Annotated in this window: 13 protein-coding genes; 6 read left to right on the top strand and 7 right to left on the bottom strand. The window is 55.2% G+C overall.

All coding sequences use genetic code 11. The features are described from left to right. Window positions 1–335 precede the first annotated feature (335 nt). The 6 genes from fmdA (at window position 336) to OKX01_RS09040 (ending at window position 9,529) form a co-directional block, all read left to right on the top strand. Window positions 336–1,535 carry a formamidase gene (gene fmdA / locus OKX01_RS09065; protein ID WP_094196662.1) on the top strand — a complete coding sequence of 400 codons (1,200 nt, stop codon included), beginning with the start codon at window positions 336–338 and terminating at the stop codon, window positions 1,533–1,535. A gap of 57 nt (window positions 1,536–1,592) precedes the next feature. Further along, a complete protein-coding gene (locus OKX01_RS09060) occupies window positions 1,593–1,880 on the top strand; it encodes an FmdB family zinc ribbon protein (RefSeq protein ID WP_009453884.1) in 288 nt (95 codons plus the stop codon). Between the two features lie 242 nt (window positions 1,881–2,122). Next, complete coding sequence (locus OKX01_RS09055; RefSeq protein ID WP_319802201.1) at window positions 2,123–4,360, top strand: TonB-dependent siderophore receptor; 2,238 nt, start codon at window positions 2,123–2,125, stop codon at window positions 4,358–4,360. 206 nt (window positions 4,361–4,566) lie between these two features. Further along, window positions 4,567–5,325, top strand: a complete 759-nt coding sequence (gene dsrO / locus OKX01_RS09050; protein ID WP_108727470.1) for a sulfate reduction electron transfer complex DsrMKJOP subunit DsrO — start codon at window positions 4,567–4,569, stop codon at window positions 5,323–5,325. 9 nt (window positions 5,326–5,334) lie between these two features. Beyond that, a complete protein-coding gene (nrfD, locus tag OKX01_RS09045; RefSeq protein ID WP_094196659.1) occupies window positions 5,335–6,366 on the top strand; it encodes an NrfD/PsrC family molybdoenzyme membrane anchor subunit in 1,032 nt (343 codons plus the stop codon). A gap of 37 nt (window positions 6,367–6,403) precedes the next feature. Beyond that, entirely contained in the window at window positions 6,404–9,529 is a 3,126-nt protein-coding gene (locus OKX01_RS09040; RefSeq protein ID WP_264672823.1) for a tetrathionate reductase subunit A, read from the top strand. Window positions 9,530–9,769: 240 nt separating this feature from the next. Here the strand turns inward: OKX01_RS09040 and OKX01_RS09035 are convergent, their stop codons facing one another. The 7 genes from OKX01_RS09035 to OKX01_RS09005 form a co-directional block, all read right to left on the bottom strand. After that, window positions 9,770–10,747: a Bug family tripartite tricarboxylate transporter substrate binding protein gene (locus tag OKX01_RS09035; RefSeq protein ID WP_264672822.1), complete on the bottom strand. Its 978-nt coding sequence runs from the start codon at window positions 10,745–10,747 to the stop codon at window positions 9,770–9,772. Window positions 10,748–10,814: 67 nt separating this feature from the next. Then, entirely contained in the window at window positions 10,815–12,005 is a 1,191-nt protein-coding gene (gene tcuB / locus OKX01_RS09030) for a tricarballylate utilization 4Fe-4S protein TcuB (protein WP_264672821.1), read from the bottom strand. A 32-nt stretch (window positions 12,006–12,037) separates the two neighbouring features. Then, window positions 12,038–13,423 (bottom strand): FAD-dependent tricarballylate dehydrogenase TcuA, encoded by a 1,386-nt coding sequence (gene tcuA / locus OKX01_RS09025; RefSeq protein WP_264672820.1) that lies wholly within the window; start codon window positions 13,421–13,423, stop codon window positions 12,038–12,040. Window positions 13,424–13,689: 266 nt separating this feature from the next. Next, the gene (locus OKX01_RS09020; protein WP_264672819.1) at window positions 13,690–14,613 is read right to left on the bottom strand and encodes a LysR family transcriptional regulator; all 924 of its coding nucleotides are present in this window, start codon (window positions 14,611–14,613) and stop codon (window positions 13,690–13,692) included. Between the two features lie 120 nt (window positions 14,614–14,733). Continuing rightward, window positions 14,734–16,068 (bottom strand): sigma-54-dependent transcriptional regulator, encoded by a 1,335-nt coding sequence (locus tag OKX01_RS09015; RefSeq protein WP_108727467.1) that lies wholly within the window; start codon window positions 16,066–16,068, stop codon window positions 14,734–14,736. Further along, window positions 16,053–17,834, bottom strand: coding sequence for an ATP-binding protein (locus OKX01_RS09010; RefSeq protein WP_264672818.1), 1,782 nt, complete (start codon window positions 17,832–17,834; stop codon window positions 16,053–16,055). Before OKX01_RS09010 ends, OKX01_RS09015 begins: the two co-directional genes overlap by 16 nt. A gap of 99 nt (window positions 17,835–17,933) precedes the next feature. Beyond that, window positions 17,934–19,256 (bottom strand): dicarboxylate/amino acid:cation symporter, encoded by a 1,323-nt coding sequence (locus tag OKX01_RS09005; protein ID WP_264672817.1) that lies wholly within the window; start codon window positions 19,254–19,256, stop codon window positions 17,934–17,936. Window positions 19,257–19,276: the final 20 nt, after the last annotated feature.

Genomic DNA, 19,276 nt, shown 5'->3' with positions numbered 1-19,276 from the left:
CGCCAGCCTTGGGTCTGCTTATGCCATCGAGAAACTCTTATGCCTTGTATATGGATCGCCATATAGCGATGCCCGCTGTTTTTACGGCATGCCGCGACATAAAAATTTGTTCAATATCAGGATTTATCCTCTGGACAAACGCCTCGTAGTGTTGTCCTTTAATCACTTAATGCCTAAACCATTGGTCTGCTTAAGATTTATTTATCGGCAAAAAAAAGCATATAAAACAGTCATCTTCCTGCACTTTGACCCGCTCTGTTCAGTCATGTTAATTGTGTCGCCAAGCGCATTAAAAGCGCCGTTGTGCGAACCCGCACACATTATTCGGAGAACACATGCAGCATATAAAAATCAAACCCGGCGCACCCTTGGCCGAACAAGCTGAAATCGGACACAACCGATGGCACCCCGATATTCCAGACCTGACCAGCGTCAAACCTGGGGAGGAGATGATTCTGGAATGTATGGACTTTCTGGATGCTCAGATTCAAAACACGGACAGCGCCAACGACGTACGTGATGTGGATCTGACCCGTGCCCACCCATTGACCGGCCCTATCCACGTTGAAGGTGCCGAACCTGGCGATATCCTGGTGGTGGACCTGCTGGATATTCGTTGCATTACCCCCGTGGGTTTCTCGGGCATTTTCGCCAAGGAAAATGGCGGCGGCTTTTTGGCCGAGCATTTCCCCGAAGCCGACAAGGCCATCTGGGACCTGCATGGCGTTTACGCCACCTCCCGTCACATTCCTGGCGTGCGCATTGCGGCCATGATGCACCCCGGCCTGATCGGCACCCTGCCCTCGCACGAGCTGCTGCGTGAGTGGAATCGCCGTGAAGCCCTGCTGGTGCCCAAGGGCCATGCCAATCCGCCCGATGCCAAAACCGCCGTATTGCGCGGCGTGAAAGGCGCCGAGTTTGACCGCATGGCAGCCGAAGCAGCTCGTACCGTGCCTCCGCGTGAGCACGGCGGCAATCTGGACATCAAGAATCTGACCATTGGCTCGCGGATTTACTTCCCCGTCTATGTGAAGGGCGCTGGCCTGTCCATGGGCGACCTGCACTTCTCCCAGGGCGATGGCGAGATCTCCTTCTGTGGCGCCATTGAGATGGACGGCGCGGCCCATCTTGGCTTTGATCTGATCAAAGGCGGCATGGCCCAATACAACCTGACTGCGCCTATTTACGTCCCGGGCCGTCACGATCCCAAGTACGATCAGTGGATGCACTTTACCGGCATCAGCGTGGAAGAAGGCGTCAACTACTATCTGGATTCCACGGTTGCGTACCGTCAGGCTTGTCTGGCAGCCATTGACTACATCAGCCGCACCACCGACCTGTCGCGCGCGCAGGCGTACATGCTGCTGACAGCGGCTCCGGTTGAAGGCCGTTACGGCGGCGTGGTGGATCTGCCCAACAGTTCCGCTTCCCTGGCATTGCCTACCGGTATTTTTGATACCGATATCCTGCCTAAAGGTGCCTTGAATGACGCGGCCCGTTTTGGCCGTCCAGGCACACGCTGTAACTTGACCTGATCGGTCTCTGGCCCTGGCTTCTTATCGAAGTCAGGGCTTGCTTTACTCGGATTCGCCATGCCTTTGTACGACTATCTTTGCAATCACTGCCTGCAGCGCAGCAGCCATTTGCGCAGTATTGCCACCCGTAATGACCCTCAAACCTGCCCTGCTTGCGAAAAAGGCAGCCTCTTGCTGCAATTGAGCGCACCACGACGCTTGTTCAGCAAGGCCAGCCCCACGCGTGGCCTGACGCCCCAGCAAGCCCTGGCAGGCAATAATGTAACCGGGCCCGGTACCCGATCCAGCACCCGAAATTCAGTCATCCACACGTGTATGGGCCCTGGCTGCAGCGTTTGCGCCTAAATACAATCAGCCCCGTTGCTACGCAAGCTGTCAGCCTTGACAGGCCGCTGCTGTGACGGTGACGGGGCGTAGCCCTGGCTGTATTTGTCCGGTCTGATGTGTTGCTTTTACGAGATCAACAATCCGTAACATTGCCCACCCTGCTTATAATCACGAATCAATCTCATTATTACTGGGTGTTCATTATGTCGGTGTCCTCGTCTTTCGCCGCTAAGCGCCAGGTGCCTAGCGGCGTATCTTTTATGTCTTTAAGCAGTCTGGCAGTGGCTTTATTGTTGGCCTTCCCCTATCAGACGCAAGCGCAAGAGGTCGAGGAGCTGGAGCGCATTGTGGTCAAGGCCGAGCAGGAACTCAAGCAGACCTTGGGTTCTTCCATCATCACCGCCGAAGACATCCAGAAGTCCCCTCCCGCCAACGATATTTCCGACGTTTTGCGTACCATGCCGGGCGTAAATCTGACTGGTAACTCGGCCAGCGGCCAGCGCGGTAATAATCGACAGATCGATATTCGCGGCATGGGGCCGGAAAACACCATGATCCTGATTGACGGCAAACCCGTCAGCTCCCGCTCTGCCGTGCGTTTTGGCTGGCGTGGCGAGCGCGATTCGCGTGGCGACACGAACTGGGTGCCTGCTGAACAGATCGAACGTGTGGAAGTATTGCGCGGCCCGGCAGCCGCCCGTTACGGTAACGGTGCGGCGGGTGGCGTGGTCAACATCATCACAAAGCCGACGACAGACACCTTCCAGGGCACCTACTCCCTATACGGCAACCTGCCCGAGCATAGCGATGAAGGCGCCACACGTCGCATGAGCTTTGGCTTGAGCGGCCCGATCAGTGAATCCCTGTCCTTCCGTTTGTATGGGAACCTGAACAAGACAGATTCGGACGATCCGGAGATCAATAAAGGACATCAAACCGAGCGTGGCGGTGCCAACGCGAACAGTTTGCCTGCTGGCCGTGAGGGTGTGCGTAACAAGGACATCAATGGTTTACTGTCCTGGCGTCCTGATAGCCGCCAAACTGTGGATCTGGAGGCTTCCTATAGCCGTCAAGGCAATATTTACGCGGGCGATACCCAGAACACGAATACCAATGACGAGGTCAAACGTCAGTTGGGCGACGAGACCAACAAGATGTATCGCCAAAGCTATTCCTTGACGCATCGTGGTGACTGGAACGACAAGACGAACTCTCTGGCCTACTTTCAGTACGAAAAAACACGCAACTATCGTTTGCTGGAGGGTTTGGCCGGTGGTACTGAAGGCGCCTTCAATGACCCATCTCGGGTTAAAGACGGTGGCTTTGGAACGGTTGATCTGACTACACTGACGGCCCACGCCGAGGCCAGCCATCAATTCAAAACCGGCAGCGTTGAGCAATACGCCACTTTCGGTATGGAGTGGGTGGGTCAGGAGCTGAACGACAAGTCCTCGGACTTGGCACAACGTAACCCGACCCGTATCCCTGGCGTTCCCAACAAATACAAACCCAAGTCACGAGCCAATATTTACTCCGTTTTTGCAGAAAACAACATCTACGCCACTGACAAGACCACGGTGACACCCGGTCTGCGCTTTGACTATCACGACAAGCATGGCAGCAACTGGAGTCCTTCGCTGAACCTGACTCATGCGGTGACGGACAACTGGTTGCTGAAAGCCGGTATTGCCCGCGCCTACAAGGCTCCTAACCTGTATCAAAGCAATGATGGCTACACCTTGTACAGCCTGGGTAACGGCTGCTGGGGCAATACCACGGGCAGCAGTACGGGTTGTTTCCTGCAAGGTAATTCGGACTTGAAGGCTGAAACCAGCATCAATAAAGAGCTGGGTGTGGAGTACGTGGGTGACAATGGCCTGGGTGCCAGCCTGACCTATTTCCACAACGATTACCGCAACAAAGTGGAAGCGGGTCGTTTTGCCGTGGATAGCTTCACGGCCTTGAACAATCAGCAATTGATTCTGCAATGGGAAAACATCCCCAAAGCTGTCGTCTCCGGCCTGGAAGGTAACTTGACCCTGCCCCTGGCTGAAAACTGGATGTGGTCTACCAACTTCACCTACATGATCGAGTCCAAGAACAAGACCACCGGCGAAGCCTTGTCCACTATTCCCAAGTACACCATTAACACCACGCTGGACTGGGACGTGAATGCCGACTGGTCGCTGCGCGCCAAGGCAACCTTCTACGGCGAGCAAAAGCCACCGAAATACGATTACTACGGTCAGCCTTTGACGGGTTCTGCAACCGACAAGGTCTCGCCTTACGCCTTGTTTGGTCTGAGCACGCAGTACAAGATCAACAAGCATTTCCGCGTCAACGCAGGGGTCGATAACCTCTTTGACAAACGCCTGTTCCGTCGCGGTAATGCCATCGGTGTGAACCTGGGGACACCGAACTATATTTATGGCGCCGGGGCACATACCTTTAATCAGCCAGGCCGCACTTTCTTCCTGGGATTGAGCGGGACGTTCTAAGCGTTTTCATCTGTATCAAGATACCTATCGCCCCTCCCAAAACGGAGGGGCGCTTTTTTGTGCCTGGAAAGTACAGCCGCGCGTCAACATTTCAACCTTTAAATGTTCTTTTTGACCTTCATCAAGACTGGAGGCTTGGATTCTTCATATGCTTATAACTACAAATAATGTAAATGGGTTCAACCCAAGCATGTAAAGGAAAACACATGACTCCAAGCGCCGAGCCCAAAAAGGGCAAGCGACGTTTTCTTAAGGAATTGCTAGGCCTGAGTGCCGGGGCCACGATTATTCCTATTCAACCTGTTCAAGCAGCGATGAACAGCCAGCCTCCACGACGTAGCGGTGGGAAAGATGGGGCCCGCTACGGCATGGTGGTTGATCTAAGAAAATGTATCGGTTGCCAGGCCTGTACGGTTAGCTGTTCTATCGAAAACGCGCCGCCTATCGGCCAGTTCCGCACCACGGTTCTGCAATACGAGGTGCTTGATGAACAGCAACAGGCGGCGATGCTGAGCCTGCCCCGTCTCTGCAACCACTGCGACAACCCGCCCTGTGTACCAGTCTGTCCTGTACAGGCCACATTCCAGCGCGAGGACGGTGTGGTGTTGGTTGACAACGAGCGATGTGTCGGCTGTGCCTACTGTGTTCAAGCCTGTCCTTACGACGCCCGTTTCATTAACCATGAAACGCAAACCGCCGACAAGTGCACCTTCTGTGAGCACCGCTTGGAAGTGGGACTGTTGCCCGCCTGTGTGGAAAGCTGCGTCGGAGGTGCCCGTGTCATTGGTGATATGAACGATGAAACCAGCACGATTTCCCAATTGCTCAAGGAGCACAAAGAGGAAATCCGCGTTCTCAAACCCGGCATGAATACCAGCCCGCATGTGTTTTATATCGGCTTGCCAGATGAGTTCGTCGACGGTGTGGATGGTCAGGCCAGTGTGCGCTTGACCCATCAGTTCTAAGAGGCCGCTATGTCTATTATTGAAATTCTGACCCCCGCCTACGAGGTTGCCTGGCTCCCTTGGGCAGTTCAATACTTTTTTCTGGTCGGTATGGCCGCCACCAGCACCGTATGGGTATGGCGTTGCGCCTGGTCCAGCGACAGCGCCTTACGCCGTCTGGAACCCGCGCTGATGATTGTGCTGCTGTGCAGCAGCATTGCCGCTCCTGTGTCCTTGCTGGCTGACCTGCACCAACCGGGTCGTTTCTGGCATTTCTACGCCTACTTCACTCCCTGGTCCTGGATGTCTCTGGGTGCCGTCCTGCTGCCCCTGTTCGTCGGTCTGTCCGTGGCCAATGTGCTGGCCTGGTGGTTGAACAAACGTGCTCTGTGGCGCTGGTTGAGCTTGGCTTTGCTGGTGTCGGCCTTGTCGATTCTGGTTTACAGCGGTTTTGAAGTGATGGTGCTGCGCTCGCGCCCCTTGTGGAACACCGCCTTTCTGCCCATCAACTTCGCCTTGACGGCCGCTCTGGCCAGTCTGGGAGCCATCTTGCTGGTTGCTCGTCTCTTGCCCGGTGGCGTAGCCAATTTACCGCTGGAATACGTACGCCGCTGGTCTCTGGGCGTGGTTCTGACCTTGATCGTGGTCGCTCTGTTCTGGGTGGGTTCGGGTCTGTTGGGCTACAGCCATTCTTTCGGTACTGCCTGGGAGCTATTCCAGAGTTACCCCGTATGGCGTTTGGGTTTCCTGGGGTCTTCTGCCTTCGGTCTGCTGCTTCTGTATATGCTCAGCCGTCCGATCAGCACCTTGCAAGGCAATCTGTACAGCTTGGTCTGCGCTGCTTTCATGCTTGGCTCTGCCTGGGTATTTCGCTGGATTATTTTCATGGCGGTACAAGGTGTGCCCAAATACGGCGCTGGTTTGTACCTCTACACCATGCCCTTAGGCAGCGATGGCCTGCTGGGAATGCTGGGTGTGCTGGGCTTGTGTATTGCCTTGCTCGCCGCCAGCACCACCCTGCTCTCTCTGTTCCCGGCCCGCCGTTCAACGTTGACGGCCTAGGCCCCACAGACTCACTAGCTTTCAGGTACTTATCGTCATGAGCAAGAAAAAAGAAACCCCTAACCTGTCGCGTCGGCAGGTATTGACCCGCGGCGGTGCCGCTGTGGGTGGTCTGGCTGCGTTTGCGGCAGGTTATAGCGACACCGTGGTCAAGGCGGTGCAAGGTCTGGGCCAAGGTACAGCCGGAGCGCCAACTGCCCACGCCACCCGTGGCAACTCCTTGCAGGCCGAGTTCCGTATTGACCCAATTACCGGCCTGCTTGATACGCAACCCGGCCAGATTGTGAGCCCTTCCAGCTGTTTGGGGTGCTGGACACAGTGTGGTGTGCGCGTACGTATTGATACGGAGAACAACAAGATTCTGCGTATCGCTGGCAACCCTTACCATCCTTTGGCAACCACGCAGTCCGCTCCTATGGAGCAGCCCGTACGCGAGGTTTACGCCATGCTGGGCGGAGAAAACGGCCTGGAAGGCCGTGCCAGTGCCTGTGCCCGTGGCGCTTCCATGCTGGAGCAGCACAGCAGTCCTTACCGTGTTTTATCGCCTTTGAAGCGTGTCGGCCCCCGTGGTTCAGGCCAATGGGAGCGCATCAGCTTTGAGCAATTGATTGAAGAAGTCTGTGAAGGTGGCGATCTGTTCAAAGAAGGACATGTCGACGGTTTGCGTGCCATTTGGGATCATGAAACCTTGATTGACCCACAGAATCCCGAGTTTGGCCCACTGGCCAACCAGTTATTGTTCACCGATGCCGCGAACGAAGGCCGTACACCACTGCTCAAACGCTTTGCCGAGCAATCCTTTGGCACGGTCAACGTCAGTAACCACGGTTCATATTGCGGTCAAAGTTTCCGTGTGGGAACGGGGGCTGCCATGAACGACATTAAAGGGCTGCCTCACGGCAAGCCTGACTGGAAAAATGCCCGATTTGGCCTGTTTATTGGCGCTGCACCGGCTCAATCCGGTAACCCGTTCCAGCGTCAGGGCCGTGAATTGGCCGAAGCCCGTTCGCGTCCTGAAAATACCTTCAAGTACGTGGTTGTTTCCCCGATTCTGCCCACCTCGTCCAGTCTGGCCTCGGGCAGTGGCAACCGCTGGCAGCCTGTTCTGCCCGGCACCGACTTGTCTTTGGTCATGGGCATGTTGCGCTGGATTCTGGAACAAGAGCGGTTTGATGCAGAACACTTGTCCTTGCCCCACGCACCTGCCGAGCAGGACGAAAATACGGCTTCCTGGACTAACGCCAGCCATTTATTGATTGCAGATCCTAAGCATCCTGGCTTTGGACGTTATTTGCGCGGCACAGATCTGGGTTGGGAAGTGGCCGAAGGCACTGAATCGCCCTTTATCGTTCAGGATGAACAAGGTGAGCTGCGCGCCCATACTGATCTGGATCGCGCCACGTTATTTGTCGACCGTAGTGTTGAGCTGGAAGGCCAGGATGTACGCGTCTGTACTGCGTTGACCATGCTGCGCGAGCGCAGTCAGGAAAAATCCATTGCCGAGTACGCCAAAGGCTGCGGCATGGAAGAAGCAACCCTGATCGAGCTGGCCCGTGAATTTACCAGCTACGGTCGCCAAGCCGTGGCTGACGCTCACGGTGGCACCATGAACGGTTCTGGTTTCTACACGGCTTACGCTATTGCCATGTTGAACACCTTGGTGGGCAACCTGAATCTGAAAGGTGGTTTGGTGCTGGATGCCGGCCCATTTGGTCCTTTTGGCCCCGGCCCGCGCTACAACTTCGCACAATTTCCTGGCAAAGTGACGGCCAAAGGCGTGTCCTTGTCGCGTCATCGCTTCGCTTACGAAAAATCCAGCGAATTCAAGCGTCGTCAGGCGAATGGTGAAGCCTTGTACCCGGCTCCTGCTCCCTGGTACCCCGCCGTGGGGGCTTTGAGCAGTGAAATGATTGCTTCAGGTCTGAATGGCTACCCCTATTCAGCCAAGGTCTGGATTAATCACATGAGTAATCCGGTCTACGCCATTGCAGGTTTTAAAAATGCCTTGCTGCACAAACTGAAAGACCCTGCTGCTTTGCCTTTATCAATTTCGATAAACCCGTTCATCAACGAGACCAACGCGTATGCAGATTACATCGTGCCAGACACGGTGACGTACGAAAGCTGGGGGGTGTCGGCACCTTGGGCCGACGTGATTGCCAAATCCTCCACCCTACGTTGGCCAGTGGTGCAGCCACGTGTGGATCGCACGGCCGATGGCCAGCCCATCAACCTGGAAAGTTTCCTGTTTGCCGTGGCTTTGCGTCTGGAGTTACCTGGTTTTGGTAAAGGCGTTCTGAAAGACAAGGCGGGCAATGCCCATGACTTGTTGCGCGCCGAGGATTTCTATCTGCGCGGCATGGCCAATATCGCTTTTGGTGCTGGCCGCCCGGTTGGCGACGCATCCGACGACGATATGCGCATGACAGGCGTGGATCGCCTCTTCCCGGATCTGCAAGCGCGCCTGCATCCTGAAGAGCAGCGCAAAGTGGCCATGTTGCTGACTCGCGGAGGTCGCTTCGACCGAGTTGAAAACGCCTGGAAAGGGAATCAACTGAAAAAACGTTACGACAACGCCTTGCAGATCTGGAATGAGGACTTGGCCAAGATGCGTCACACCATGACGGGTGAACGTTTGAGCGGCTGCCCCACATGGTACCCAACCCGTCTAGCCGACGGCAGCCCGATGCGCGAACACTTTTCTGAGCAAGAGTGGCCGCTGCTGATGAGCTCCTACAAATCCAATTTGATGAGCTCCATGTCCATCGGCATGTCACGTTTGCGCCAGGTACACCCGCATAACCCGATTTCCTTGAATCTGGATGATGCGAAAAACATGGGTATTCGTAACGGCGACCGTATTCGTGTCAGCACACCTGGCGGCGCGGTTGAAGGTGTTGCTTTGGTGCGTGGCGGTATCATGCGCGGTGCCATCGCTATCGAGCACGGTTTTGGTCATACCGAGCTGGGGGCCCGTTCGCACCAGATCGATGGCGAGGCTATGCCCCACCTGAACGATCTGGCAGCAGGCGTGAATCTGAACGAATTGGGGTTTGCCGATCCAACCCGTGGCGATGGCCAGGACAACGTGTGGATTGACTGGGTCTCTGGCGCTGCTGTGCGACAGGGCCTGCCAGCCAGAGTAGAGAAGTTGTCGGCTTAAAAAAAGCCACACCTGCATCAAACCGTTGTTAAAGGATAAGGATGCCGATTATTCCTTGGGATAATCGGCCTCTTTCTTTAGTGGCCCAAGTTTGAGTGCCCCCAATGGCAAAGGCCAGTCTTCAAGGCGATGCCCTCTACCCCAAGAACCTATTTCATGAACTGGATGGTTTGTGCTTTCAAGAGTGCGGCCGCAAACGTAGCCGCATTCGCACATTCAGCTTCATGGATACAGGGACTGTTACTCCCCTTTTAGTCCACGCTCTTGAATGGTCTTTCGCCACTGAGCTGACTTCTGTTCCATGAACTGGGTTAATTCGGCACGGCTTGTTGGCTGAGGAGTTAAGCCATAGTCCAGCAAGGACTGACGTATTTCAGGATCGTTCAATACCTTGACCAGCTCCTGATTCCAACGCTCCTGAATGTCCTCTGGCATCGTTCCCGGCCCTAAGAATGCATACCAATTTAGTGCAATAAAACCAGGGTAGCCGGCCTCTGCCACCGTTGGAATCGTTGGCATATCAGCAGAGCGCTCCAAACCGGTTGTCGCTAATGGAATCAAGGTACCGACCTTAATGTGCGGGGCTGCTGTCGGTGGAGCCGCAAAGTATGAAGCCACCCGTTCCCCGATAAGATCTTGCAAAGCTTGACCGCCGCCACGATAAGGGACGTGCACCATTTCAACTCCAGCGCGCTGGTTAAGGAGTTCTCCGGCCAAGTGTGAGGCAGAACCTGATCCGGAAGAAGCAAAGTCGATAAGACCAGGCTCACTCTTGGCAAGCTCAATAAACTCGCTCAAGGTTTTTGCACCTATACCTTTATGCACAACCAGTACGTTGGGAAAATGTACACCTCCCGACAAAGGAGCCAGGTCTTTGAACGGGTCGTAAGGCACTTTCATCAGGTGTGGAGAAATAGTCATTGGCCCCACGGAGCCCAAGAGCAACACCGAGCCATCATTATCAGCATTAGCCACTTGCTGATGCGCCAAAATACCGCCAGCGCCTGCTTTGTTCTGTACAACAACAGTCTGACCGATGTTGTCCCCAAGTTTTTTGGCAATCATGCGGGCGGCGGCATCGGCTGCGCCACCGGCTGCGAAGCCGACAACTAAAGAAATCGACTTTTGGGGTGGAAATGTCTGTGCTTGCACCGATGAGGCAAGCAAACCGATTGATAAGGCGGCACTGGCAAAACAGGAAAAGGGACGAAAACGCATGATGCTCCTCTTGGGTCGTTATAAGTATGGTTGCGATGAAAAAAGGGAGGCTTCAAACCCGACAGGGTCAGTCGCCACCGGCACGAATGGGGTTTGGCTGCCGCTTCTCTATGGCATGGCGCAATAGCGATGCGCTGCGGAAAATACCGTGTGCAAACTTGCCATAAGGCAAGGTGGCAAAAAGCGCCATCACTGCTCCGAGATGCAAGCACAACAACAAACCCATCGCGGGTGTGCTACGGGCCAGCCATAGGGCCAGTCCGCTGGCGCTAATCAAAAACAGCAAGGCAATAAAACCCAGATCCATCGGCTTTTGTTGCTGATCGCCCTGTGCCGGGTCGCGACGCACGTTCAGATAGCCCAAGCCGGCCGTGCCGATACATAGGCTCACCCCTCCCACCGATCCCAGCAGTTTGGGCAGACTGGGGAAATCGTACGGAGCCACCATATCGAATAGATAGTGGTAGATCGTGCCCAGGCTGGTTGCAGCAAAGCACAGCATGAAGCCATAAAAGGTCAGGTGATGAAATCGGCGGCGCGACAAGGTGTAGGCGTCATCCTCGTTATGGCATCCCTTCCCATGCCCCCCATCCAGGTACTTGAGCTTGAGCACCGAATGGGTCGCCTCGGCGGCAGCCGTCCTGCTGACAGGTGCGCCACTGGTGACCGGAGTGATTTCTACCCAAAAACCATGCACCCCTTTGCCTAACGCAAAGACCGCAAACAGGAACACGGGCGCAAACATGCCTACCAACAGGTTATGCGGGAATAGATTGTAAAAATCTCCAGCCAATGCTGCGTCCCAGAGCGTACCGTTGAGCGCCAACGCCAAAATCAGGAACAAGGCCAACCCCAAGGTCAACGCAATCGACATCACCAAGCCGTTGCGCTCGTAGAGCTTGCCCAGCCTCTTTGGCCAGGCATACTGGGTATAGGTTTGGGCACGAACCTTGGCCATCGCTTGCGGAACATTGACCGCAAATTCGTGAGGCGGTGCGTATTGGCAAGCATGCAGGCACGCCCCGCAGTTATGGCATAAATTTGCCAGGTAATGCACGTCCGCTGGCTCGAACATCAAACGGCGTGTCATCGCGGGAAAGACCGCGCAAAAGCCCTCACAGTAACGACAGGCATTACAGATCGTCATGATGCGATCGACCTCCTGTTCATTCCTTGTGTGGTGCACCGTGGGACTGGGCGAGTGTGCGTGCAACTCGGTGTTGCATGCATCATTTATTAATGCTTGAAGTGATTTCATGGGAGTCTCGGGATCAGGGCGCAACAGCGTTTTCATTGTCTGGCCGCCTGTGCAGCCTGTGTGCCTGCAATGCAGCCAAAGGTTGTACCAATCGACATTCCCACTCCTGCTGTATAGCCTTGCCCCAACACATTGCCCGCCATCATCTCGCCGGCAACAAACAGATTGCGGCTAGGTTTGTTGTCAAAACGTACGGCAGCTGTTTCGTCGGTGAGCAGGCTCAGGTAGGTAAATGTCACGCCTGGGCGCAAGGCATAGCCATAAAACGGGGGGGTATCAATCGGCAAGGCCCAGTGCGTTTTGGCAGGCGCAATACCTTGGGTGTGACAGTCGTCCAGCGATGTGTGATCAAACTTCCCGACCTGGCAGGCTTTGTTGTAATCATTCAGGGTTTTCTGGAACGCCACCTCGTCCAGACCCAGTTTGCGGGCCAGCTCGGGCAATGTTTCAGCCTTTTGGCCAGGAAAAACCGGGGGCATGAATCGACCAATCGCCTTACTGTCTATGATCGAATACGCAATTTGGCCCGCTTGTTGGGCGACCAAACGTCCCCAAATCGCGTAACGTTTAGGCCAGAAATCTTCACCTTCGTCATAGAATCGCTTGGCTTGACGGTTAACCACGACCCCTAGGGATACGCAGTCAATGCGGGTGCAGATACCCCCGTCATACAACGGGGCTCGTGCGTCAATTGCCACCATATGCGCCTGGGTTGGGTCGCCGATATGGTCTGCTTTGTGATCGTCGATCATATGGCGCAATAACACGCCTTGATTAAAACGTGTGCCACGAATCAGGAAGTTATCCGAAGGCCACTCTCCAAGCTCGTTTTGTCCCCAGGCCTCCCGTAACCATTGACGGTTGGATTCAAAGCCGCCCGCCGCTAATACGCAGACTCGTGCCTGGATACGTTGTTCGCCGCACCACGCTGCTACAAATTGACCGTCCTTTATTTCCAGCCGATCAACAGGTGCGTTATAGCGAATGTCCACCCCCAGGGCTTGAGCACTGCGGTAATAGGCATTTATCAGGGCTTTACCGCCACCCATGAAAAAAGCATTGGTGCGCGCCACATGCAAGGCGCCTGAGAGCGGAGGCTGAAAGTTGACACCGTGCTTGCGCATCCAGTTGCGACAGGTGCTCGTCGTGCGAATGACTAAGCGGGCCAGATGCTCATTCGTTTTTCCGGCTGTCACTTTGAGCAAGTCTTGCCAGAATTCCTCCTCTGGATAAGCATCGACCAGGACATCTTGCGGCGCATCATGCATACAACGCAAATTACGGGTGTGTTGCGAATTGCCTCCTCGCCACTCACGGGGAGAAGCTTCCAGCAAAAGAACACGTGTCCCTGCCTCTCGGGCTGAGAGGGCTGCGCACAATGCGGCGTTGCCGCCTCCAATAACAAGTACATCAACCATTGTTGTCCGTTTCCTGTGTGCTATTCGTGGCTTAAGCGTTTCGCCACGATATGGAACGGGGTCTACTTTAGGGATGTGGTCTTGTCGACGCCAGTATGACCAAGGCTATAGGTGTTCACTAAAAGTGAAGGCCAAGCGCACAGGACGACCTCGTCTAGTAAGCAACGCGACAACACGCTCCAGCGTAAATGGGCGTGGGCACGGCTAAAACGGGTGGGCAACAAACGGAGTGAAGGGCTACCGCTTTATGAGGAAACGTATCTGTTTCACAGTAGCGTGGCTCCTGGCCAGCGTGATTGCTGCACCAGTGAGCGCATGACATCGGCCAGCACGATCCGGGCCGCCAGCCCCGCTGGTGCTAATTCTTCGTCGGATAAGCTGGCGATCAGGTTGCGGCGTTTGAGGGTTTCATGCGCTAAAGGCAAGCTCACCAAACGTTGATTGTGATTACGGACTACTGCCGCGCCAGGTTGAACCGTTGCGGCGTGGCCAGAGCACACCACATCCATTAACAAAGCCAGGCCGTCAATCTCCACCACCACACTGGCCTCAGTGCCTTCGCGGAAAAATTCGGCATTCAGCAAAGCACGCAAGCCGTGGGAGGCACTGGGCATGACAAGTGGCAGATGGGCAATATCACCCAGCGTCAATGAGTGCCCCTCAGGCAACAAGTGACGTTGATTGGGGTGGATGATAAGAAACAGGCGTTCATCCAAAATAGCTTGCGCACTCCAGGAGTGATGCCCTGCCGTATGGAACACCACCCCTAAGTCAATCTGGCGTCGATTGAGCATTTGAGACAGATTGCCCGATAAGCTTTCGATCAGATGCACCCGCACATCGGGATAGCGCTGCTTCATGGCACTGAGAAAAGGGACCGCCAGGACCGAACCGGTGGTCGGAGCCAGACCTACCGTGACCTGCCCAGACAGCCGAGCGGCCTGCGCCGCCAGGACGGCATTATCGGTGTGTCTCAACGCCAATTGAGCTTCTTGACGAAAAGCCAAGCCGGCGGCGGTAGGGACCACACCTGTCGATGTGCGCTGTAACAGGCGTACCGATAACTCCCCTTCCAGGCGGCTGATTTGCTGGCTGAGCGCCGAAGTGACAATACCCAGGTCCTGGGCGGCCTTACCCATGCTGCCCAACTCCACTACACGCAAGAAATACCGCAGCTGACGCAGCTCCATGATAGAACGCCATAAAAAAGTAGGACGAAAGCTCTGATCATAGATCAATCAGACAAAGAGCTGCTTATCCTGACAATGACAGGCCCCATCGGCACAAACAGGAACTCGAAGAGAAAGACATTAGGACGCTGACAAACCATACTTACGGATCTTATCGTGCAGCGTGCTTTTGGCGATGCCCAACTCCTGTCCGGCACGGGTCAAATTATGTTGATGTCGTCTCAGTGCCTCGACGATCAAGGCACGCTCGACCGCTTCCACCGTTTGAACCAGGGAGGTCGGCACCATTCCTGGCGCAGCTTGCTGACCGGGCAAGGCGCTGTTGACTCCCAGCACGCAACGGTCCGCAAAATTGCGCAGCTCGCGCACATTGCCTGGCCAATGCCAGGCCAGCATGGCCTGCAGGCGCTCGGAGTCCGGCTCCAGAGCCGGGCGGCCATGTCGGGCCGCCGCCAACAAAGCAAAATGTTCAAACAACAGGCCAATATCCTCGCGCCGTTCACGCAAGGGGGGCAAGGGCAAGGTGGCCATATTCAGGCGGTAATACAAGTCGTGACGGAACTGGCCTTGATCAGCCTGCGCCAGCAAATCGACTTTCGTGGCCGCAATCACCCGGCAATTGATGGCGATGGATTGATTCGAACCCAGTCGCTCCAGCGTTCGTTCCTGTAAGACGCGCAATAGTTTGACCTGCATGGCCATCGGCATGCTCTCTATTTCATCCAGAAACAGCGTACCCTGATGTGCATGTTCGATTTTGCCGATTACCCGCTTGCCGGCGCCCGTAAAAGCGCCTGCTTCATGACCAAACATTTGACTGTCAAACAGACTGTCGGACAGTGCGCCGCAGTTGACGGCCACAAAATTGCCCTCACTGGTGTGTCCCACCTCGTGAAGACAGCGCGCCACCAGCTCTTTTCCGGTGCCGGTTTCGCCAAAAATGAGTACATCGGCAGCACTATTGCCCAGATTGCAGATCAGTTCACGCACCTTGGACATGACCGAAGAGTTGCCCAGCACACGGGCTTCAATGGATTGCTTGTCTTGCAATCGACACTGCAAGGTTTTGATTTCAAAGCTCATTTGGCGCCTATCCAAGGCGCGCGATACGACTTGTACAAAATGTTCGGGCGAAAAGGGCTTTTCGATGAAATCATAGGCCCCCATTTTCATGGCCTGAACGGCCATTGATACATCGCCATGGCCGGTAATCAGCACCACAGGCAAATCGCTGTCTACATGTTGCAATTGCTGCAACAAGCTCATGCCATCGGCGCCCGGCAAACGTACATCGGACACGACAATGCCTGGCCAGCCATTGTGCAGCAGGCGCAAGGCCTGTTCTGCGCTCTCGGCCTGCTCCACCCGAATGCCTTCAAGCTGCAAGGTTTGGCTACAACCCAGACGTACATTGGCATCGTCTTCAACGATAAGAACCGTCAGTGCGTCGTACATTTTTCTGCTCCAGGAAAGGGAAGCACAATCGTGAATACGGCGCCACCGCTTGGCAAGTTATCTGCCGTCAAGCGACCCCCACAATGTTGGATGATACTCATCGAAATGGCCAAACCCAGGCCCAGTCCGGTACCACTGTCTTTGGTGGTGAAAAACGGCTCGAATAAATGCAAACGCACCTCCTCGCTTAATCCCGGGCCATTATCATGAACCCGGATCGCCACCTGCTGGCCTTGCCGCTGGCTGCTGATCTGAACGACGGGATGAGCGTTTTGCGTAGACGCGGCATCAATCGCATTGCTCAGTAAATTAACAATGACTTGTTCAAGGCGGTTGGGATTGCACAGCACCCTGCCCGCATCGTCAGCCAATTGCACATGTATCGTTGCGCGGTGTTGGTGAATAGAGGGTTCCAGGATCAGCAAGGCATGATCGATGATGGCGTTCAAATCTGCCAGCCCCGAATGACCGGGCGATTTGCGAGCAAATTGCTTGAGTTGTGAGGTCAGTGCGCCCATGCTGTCCACCAAATCATTGATGCGCTTCAAATTGGCGCGCACCGTATCCAGGTCGCCGCGCTCCATGAAGCGGATGGTGTTCCCTGATAAGGTACGCAGCGCAGTCAAGGGTTGATTGAGCTCGTGGGCCAGGCCAGTAGACAATTGTCCAATGACGGCCAGTTTGCCTGCGTGAATCAAGCCGGCCTGAGTCTCTTCCAACGTGCGGGTACGCTCCTCCACTTTGCGTTCAAGCTGAGCATGGGCCCGCTCCAGTTGCAAGCGTGCAAGAGCCCGATCACGCTGTTGCTGCCGGCGCAAATACCAACTGATCAACATCACAAAAAAGGACATGATCCCCAAGGCGGCCAGGCCTGCGTACAGGCGAGCCATGGAATAGACCAGATCGGTGGGCAAAAACAGCGTCAAAATCCAGCCGTTAGCACCAAACGGAAGTGTCTGAGCCAGAAAAAGTCCGCGAACCTGATCCTCTGTCTCCGACTCTGTCCCGGTCCCAGACCAAGACACTAATTGCGCATCTCGGCTCAGCACTTTTTGGGTCAGCAGATCCAGTGGCGCAATCGGTAAACCGTTGTACTGGCGAGTCTCGCGCAGGTACTGCTGCACATCTTCAGTCAGGGGCTGATTTGCCGTAAATTTCCAGGCGGGTACGGAGGACAAGATCGCCACACCATAGTGATCGGAAACGATCACCGGCGCTTGTGCATGGGTCCAGGAATCCTGTAAACGATCCAGGTCCACCTTGATGACGGCCACCCCCATGACATGCCCTGCCAGCGAGATGGGTGCGGAGATGTAATAGCCTGCCTCGCCCCGAGTGGTTCCAACGCCAAAGAAGAAACCGGGCCGCCCTTGGCGTGCCTCGGAAAAATAATGGCGATAAGAGAGGTCTTCCCCCAGATAACTGTCGGCCTGTTGCCAGTTGCTGGTCGCCAGAACGTGCCCCTGGCGTCCAAGGATGTAAATCACGCGGGTCTTGGCGCGCTCGTTCAAGCGCTCCAGATGACGGCTGACCTCAAGCGAGGACTGGGTGCCACGCTCCAGCAGCCCCACCACCGCTTGATCCAGCTCCAGCATCTTGGGTAAATACTCGTACTTCTCGACTTCGTGACGCAATGTCAACGCATACAAATTCAGACGCTGTCGCGCTGAGTCCTGCAAACTGGCCAGTCCAAGCGCTTCGCCAACACGGTAAGCCACCATGCCCGCTATGGCAGCCAGTGACACAATCAATGTCAGCAACAGCAAGACTTTCTGAAGACGAAAAAATCGGAGCAAATGCATAAAAACGTAGCGGCCACTGACACGGGATTGTAGTAAACAGCCGCTACCCAGACAGGAGGGGTGTCAGGCAATGACAGGCGCTGAGCTTGCCGGGGCTGCCTCCTCGGGCCGGGGCTGCGATGAGCCTGCCGCCCTGCTGTCCGCCTCGTCGGGCGCATCGATGGCACCTTCCCATTTAGCGACAACGGCTGTGGCAATGCCGTTACCCAATACATTTGTCGCGGTGCGGCCCATGTCCAGAAAGTGATCAATGCCCATGATCAATAGTACACCAGCCTCAGGCAGACCAAACATCGGTAAAACCGCGGCCACCACGACTAGCGCGGAGCGTGGCACACCGGCGATACCTTTGCTGGAGATCATCAACACCAGCAGCATAATAATCTGCTGTTGCAAGGTCAGCGGCACGTCATACGCCTGTGAGATAAACAAAGCGGCAAAAGCGGTGTAGATCATGGAGCCATCCAGGTTAAAGGAGTAGCCCAGCGGCAGGACAAAGCCGATAACGCGCTTGCGTACACCAAACACTTCCAGCTTTTCCATCAGACGCGGATAGGCCGCTTCACTGGAGGCGGTGGAAAAACCCAGCAACATGGGTTGACGGATTTCTTTGAACAGCGTGAATACCCGACCCTTGAGCACCAGAAATCCGGCAGCAAGCAAAATCAACCACAACACCACCAAGGTGGCATAAAAACTGCCCAGAAACTTGCCATAGACCGCCAAAATACCCAGCCCTTCCGTCGTGATGATATTGGCCACGGCTGCAAACACCCCCAGTGGCGCAAAGTACATGACGCAGTTGGTTACCGTCAGCATCACCGGCACAGCGCCCTCGATAGTTTGTGCGAGGGTGTTTGCCTGGGGATTGCCACGCACTTTCCCCAAGGCCAGTCCAAAAAATACCGAGAACACCAGGATTTGCAAAATCTCGTTCTTGGACATGGACTCAAAAAAGTTACGTGGCACAACGTGAGTCAAAAACGTTTTCAGGTTCAGTGCCGAGGTATCCACTCCCAAGTGCGCGGATTCAGCCGGCAAGGGAATGCCGACATTAGCGCCAGGCTGAAAAATATTGGCAAAAATCAGCCCTACCGTCAGCGATACCAGCGACGCCAACAGGAACCAGCCCACGGCACGGCCACCGATACGGCCAACAGTCGCTGCATCATCCATGCTGGCCATACCGGCAACCAGCGTGGCGAAAATCAGCGGCGCAATGATCATTTTGATCAAGCGCAAAAACATATCCGTCACCATGCCAAAGTAGCTGGCAATAGCATGAGCCTGTTCAGGGGTATCGGCCATTTTGTGGCAGATATACCCCACCACCACACCCAATGCCATGGCAATCAGAATCCATGTGGTTTGCTTATTCAGCTTCATATGTTTATCTCCCTTGTCGG

The sequence above is a fragment of the Alcaligenes sp. SMD-FA genome (assembly GCF_025960365.1).
Lineage (GTDB): Bacteria > Pseudomonadota > Gammaproteobacteria > Burkholderiales > Burkholderiaceae_B > Alcaligenes > Alcaligenes aquatilis.
This window is presented reverse-complemented; position numbering and strand designations above follow the sequence as displayed.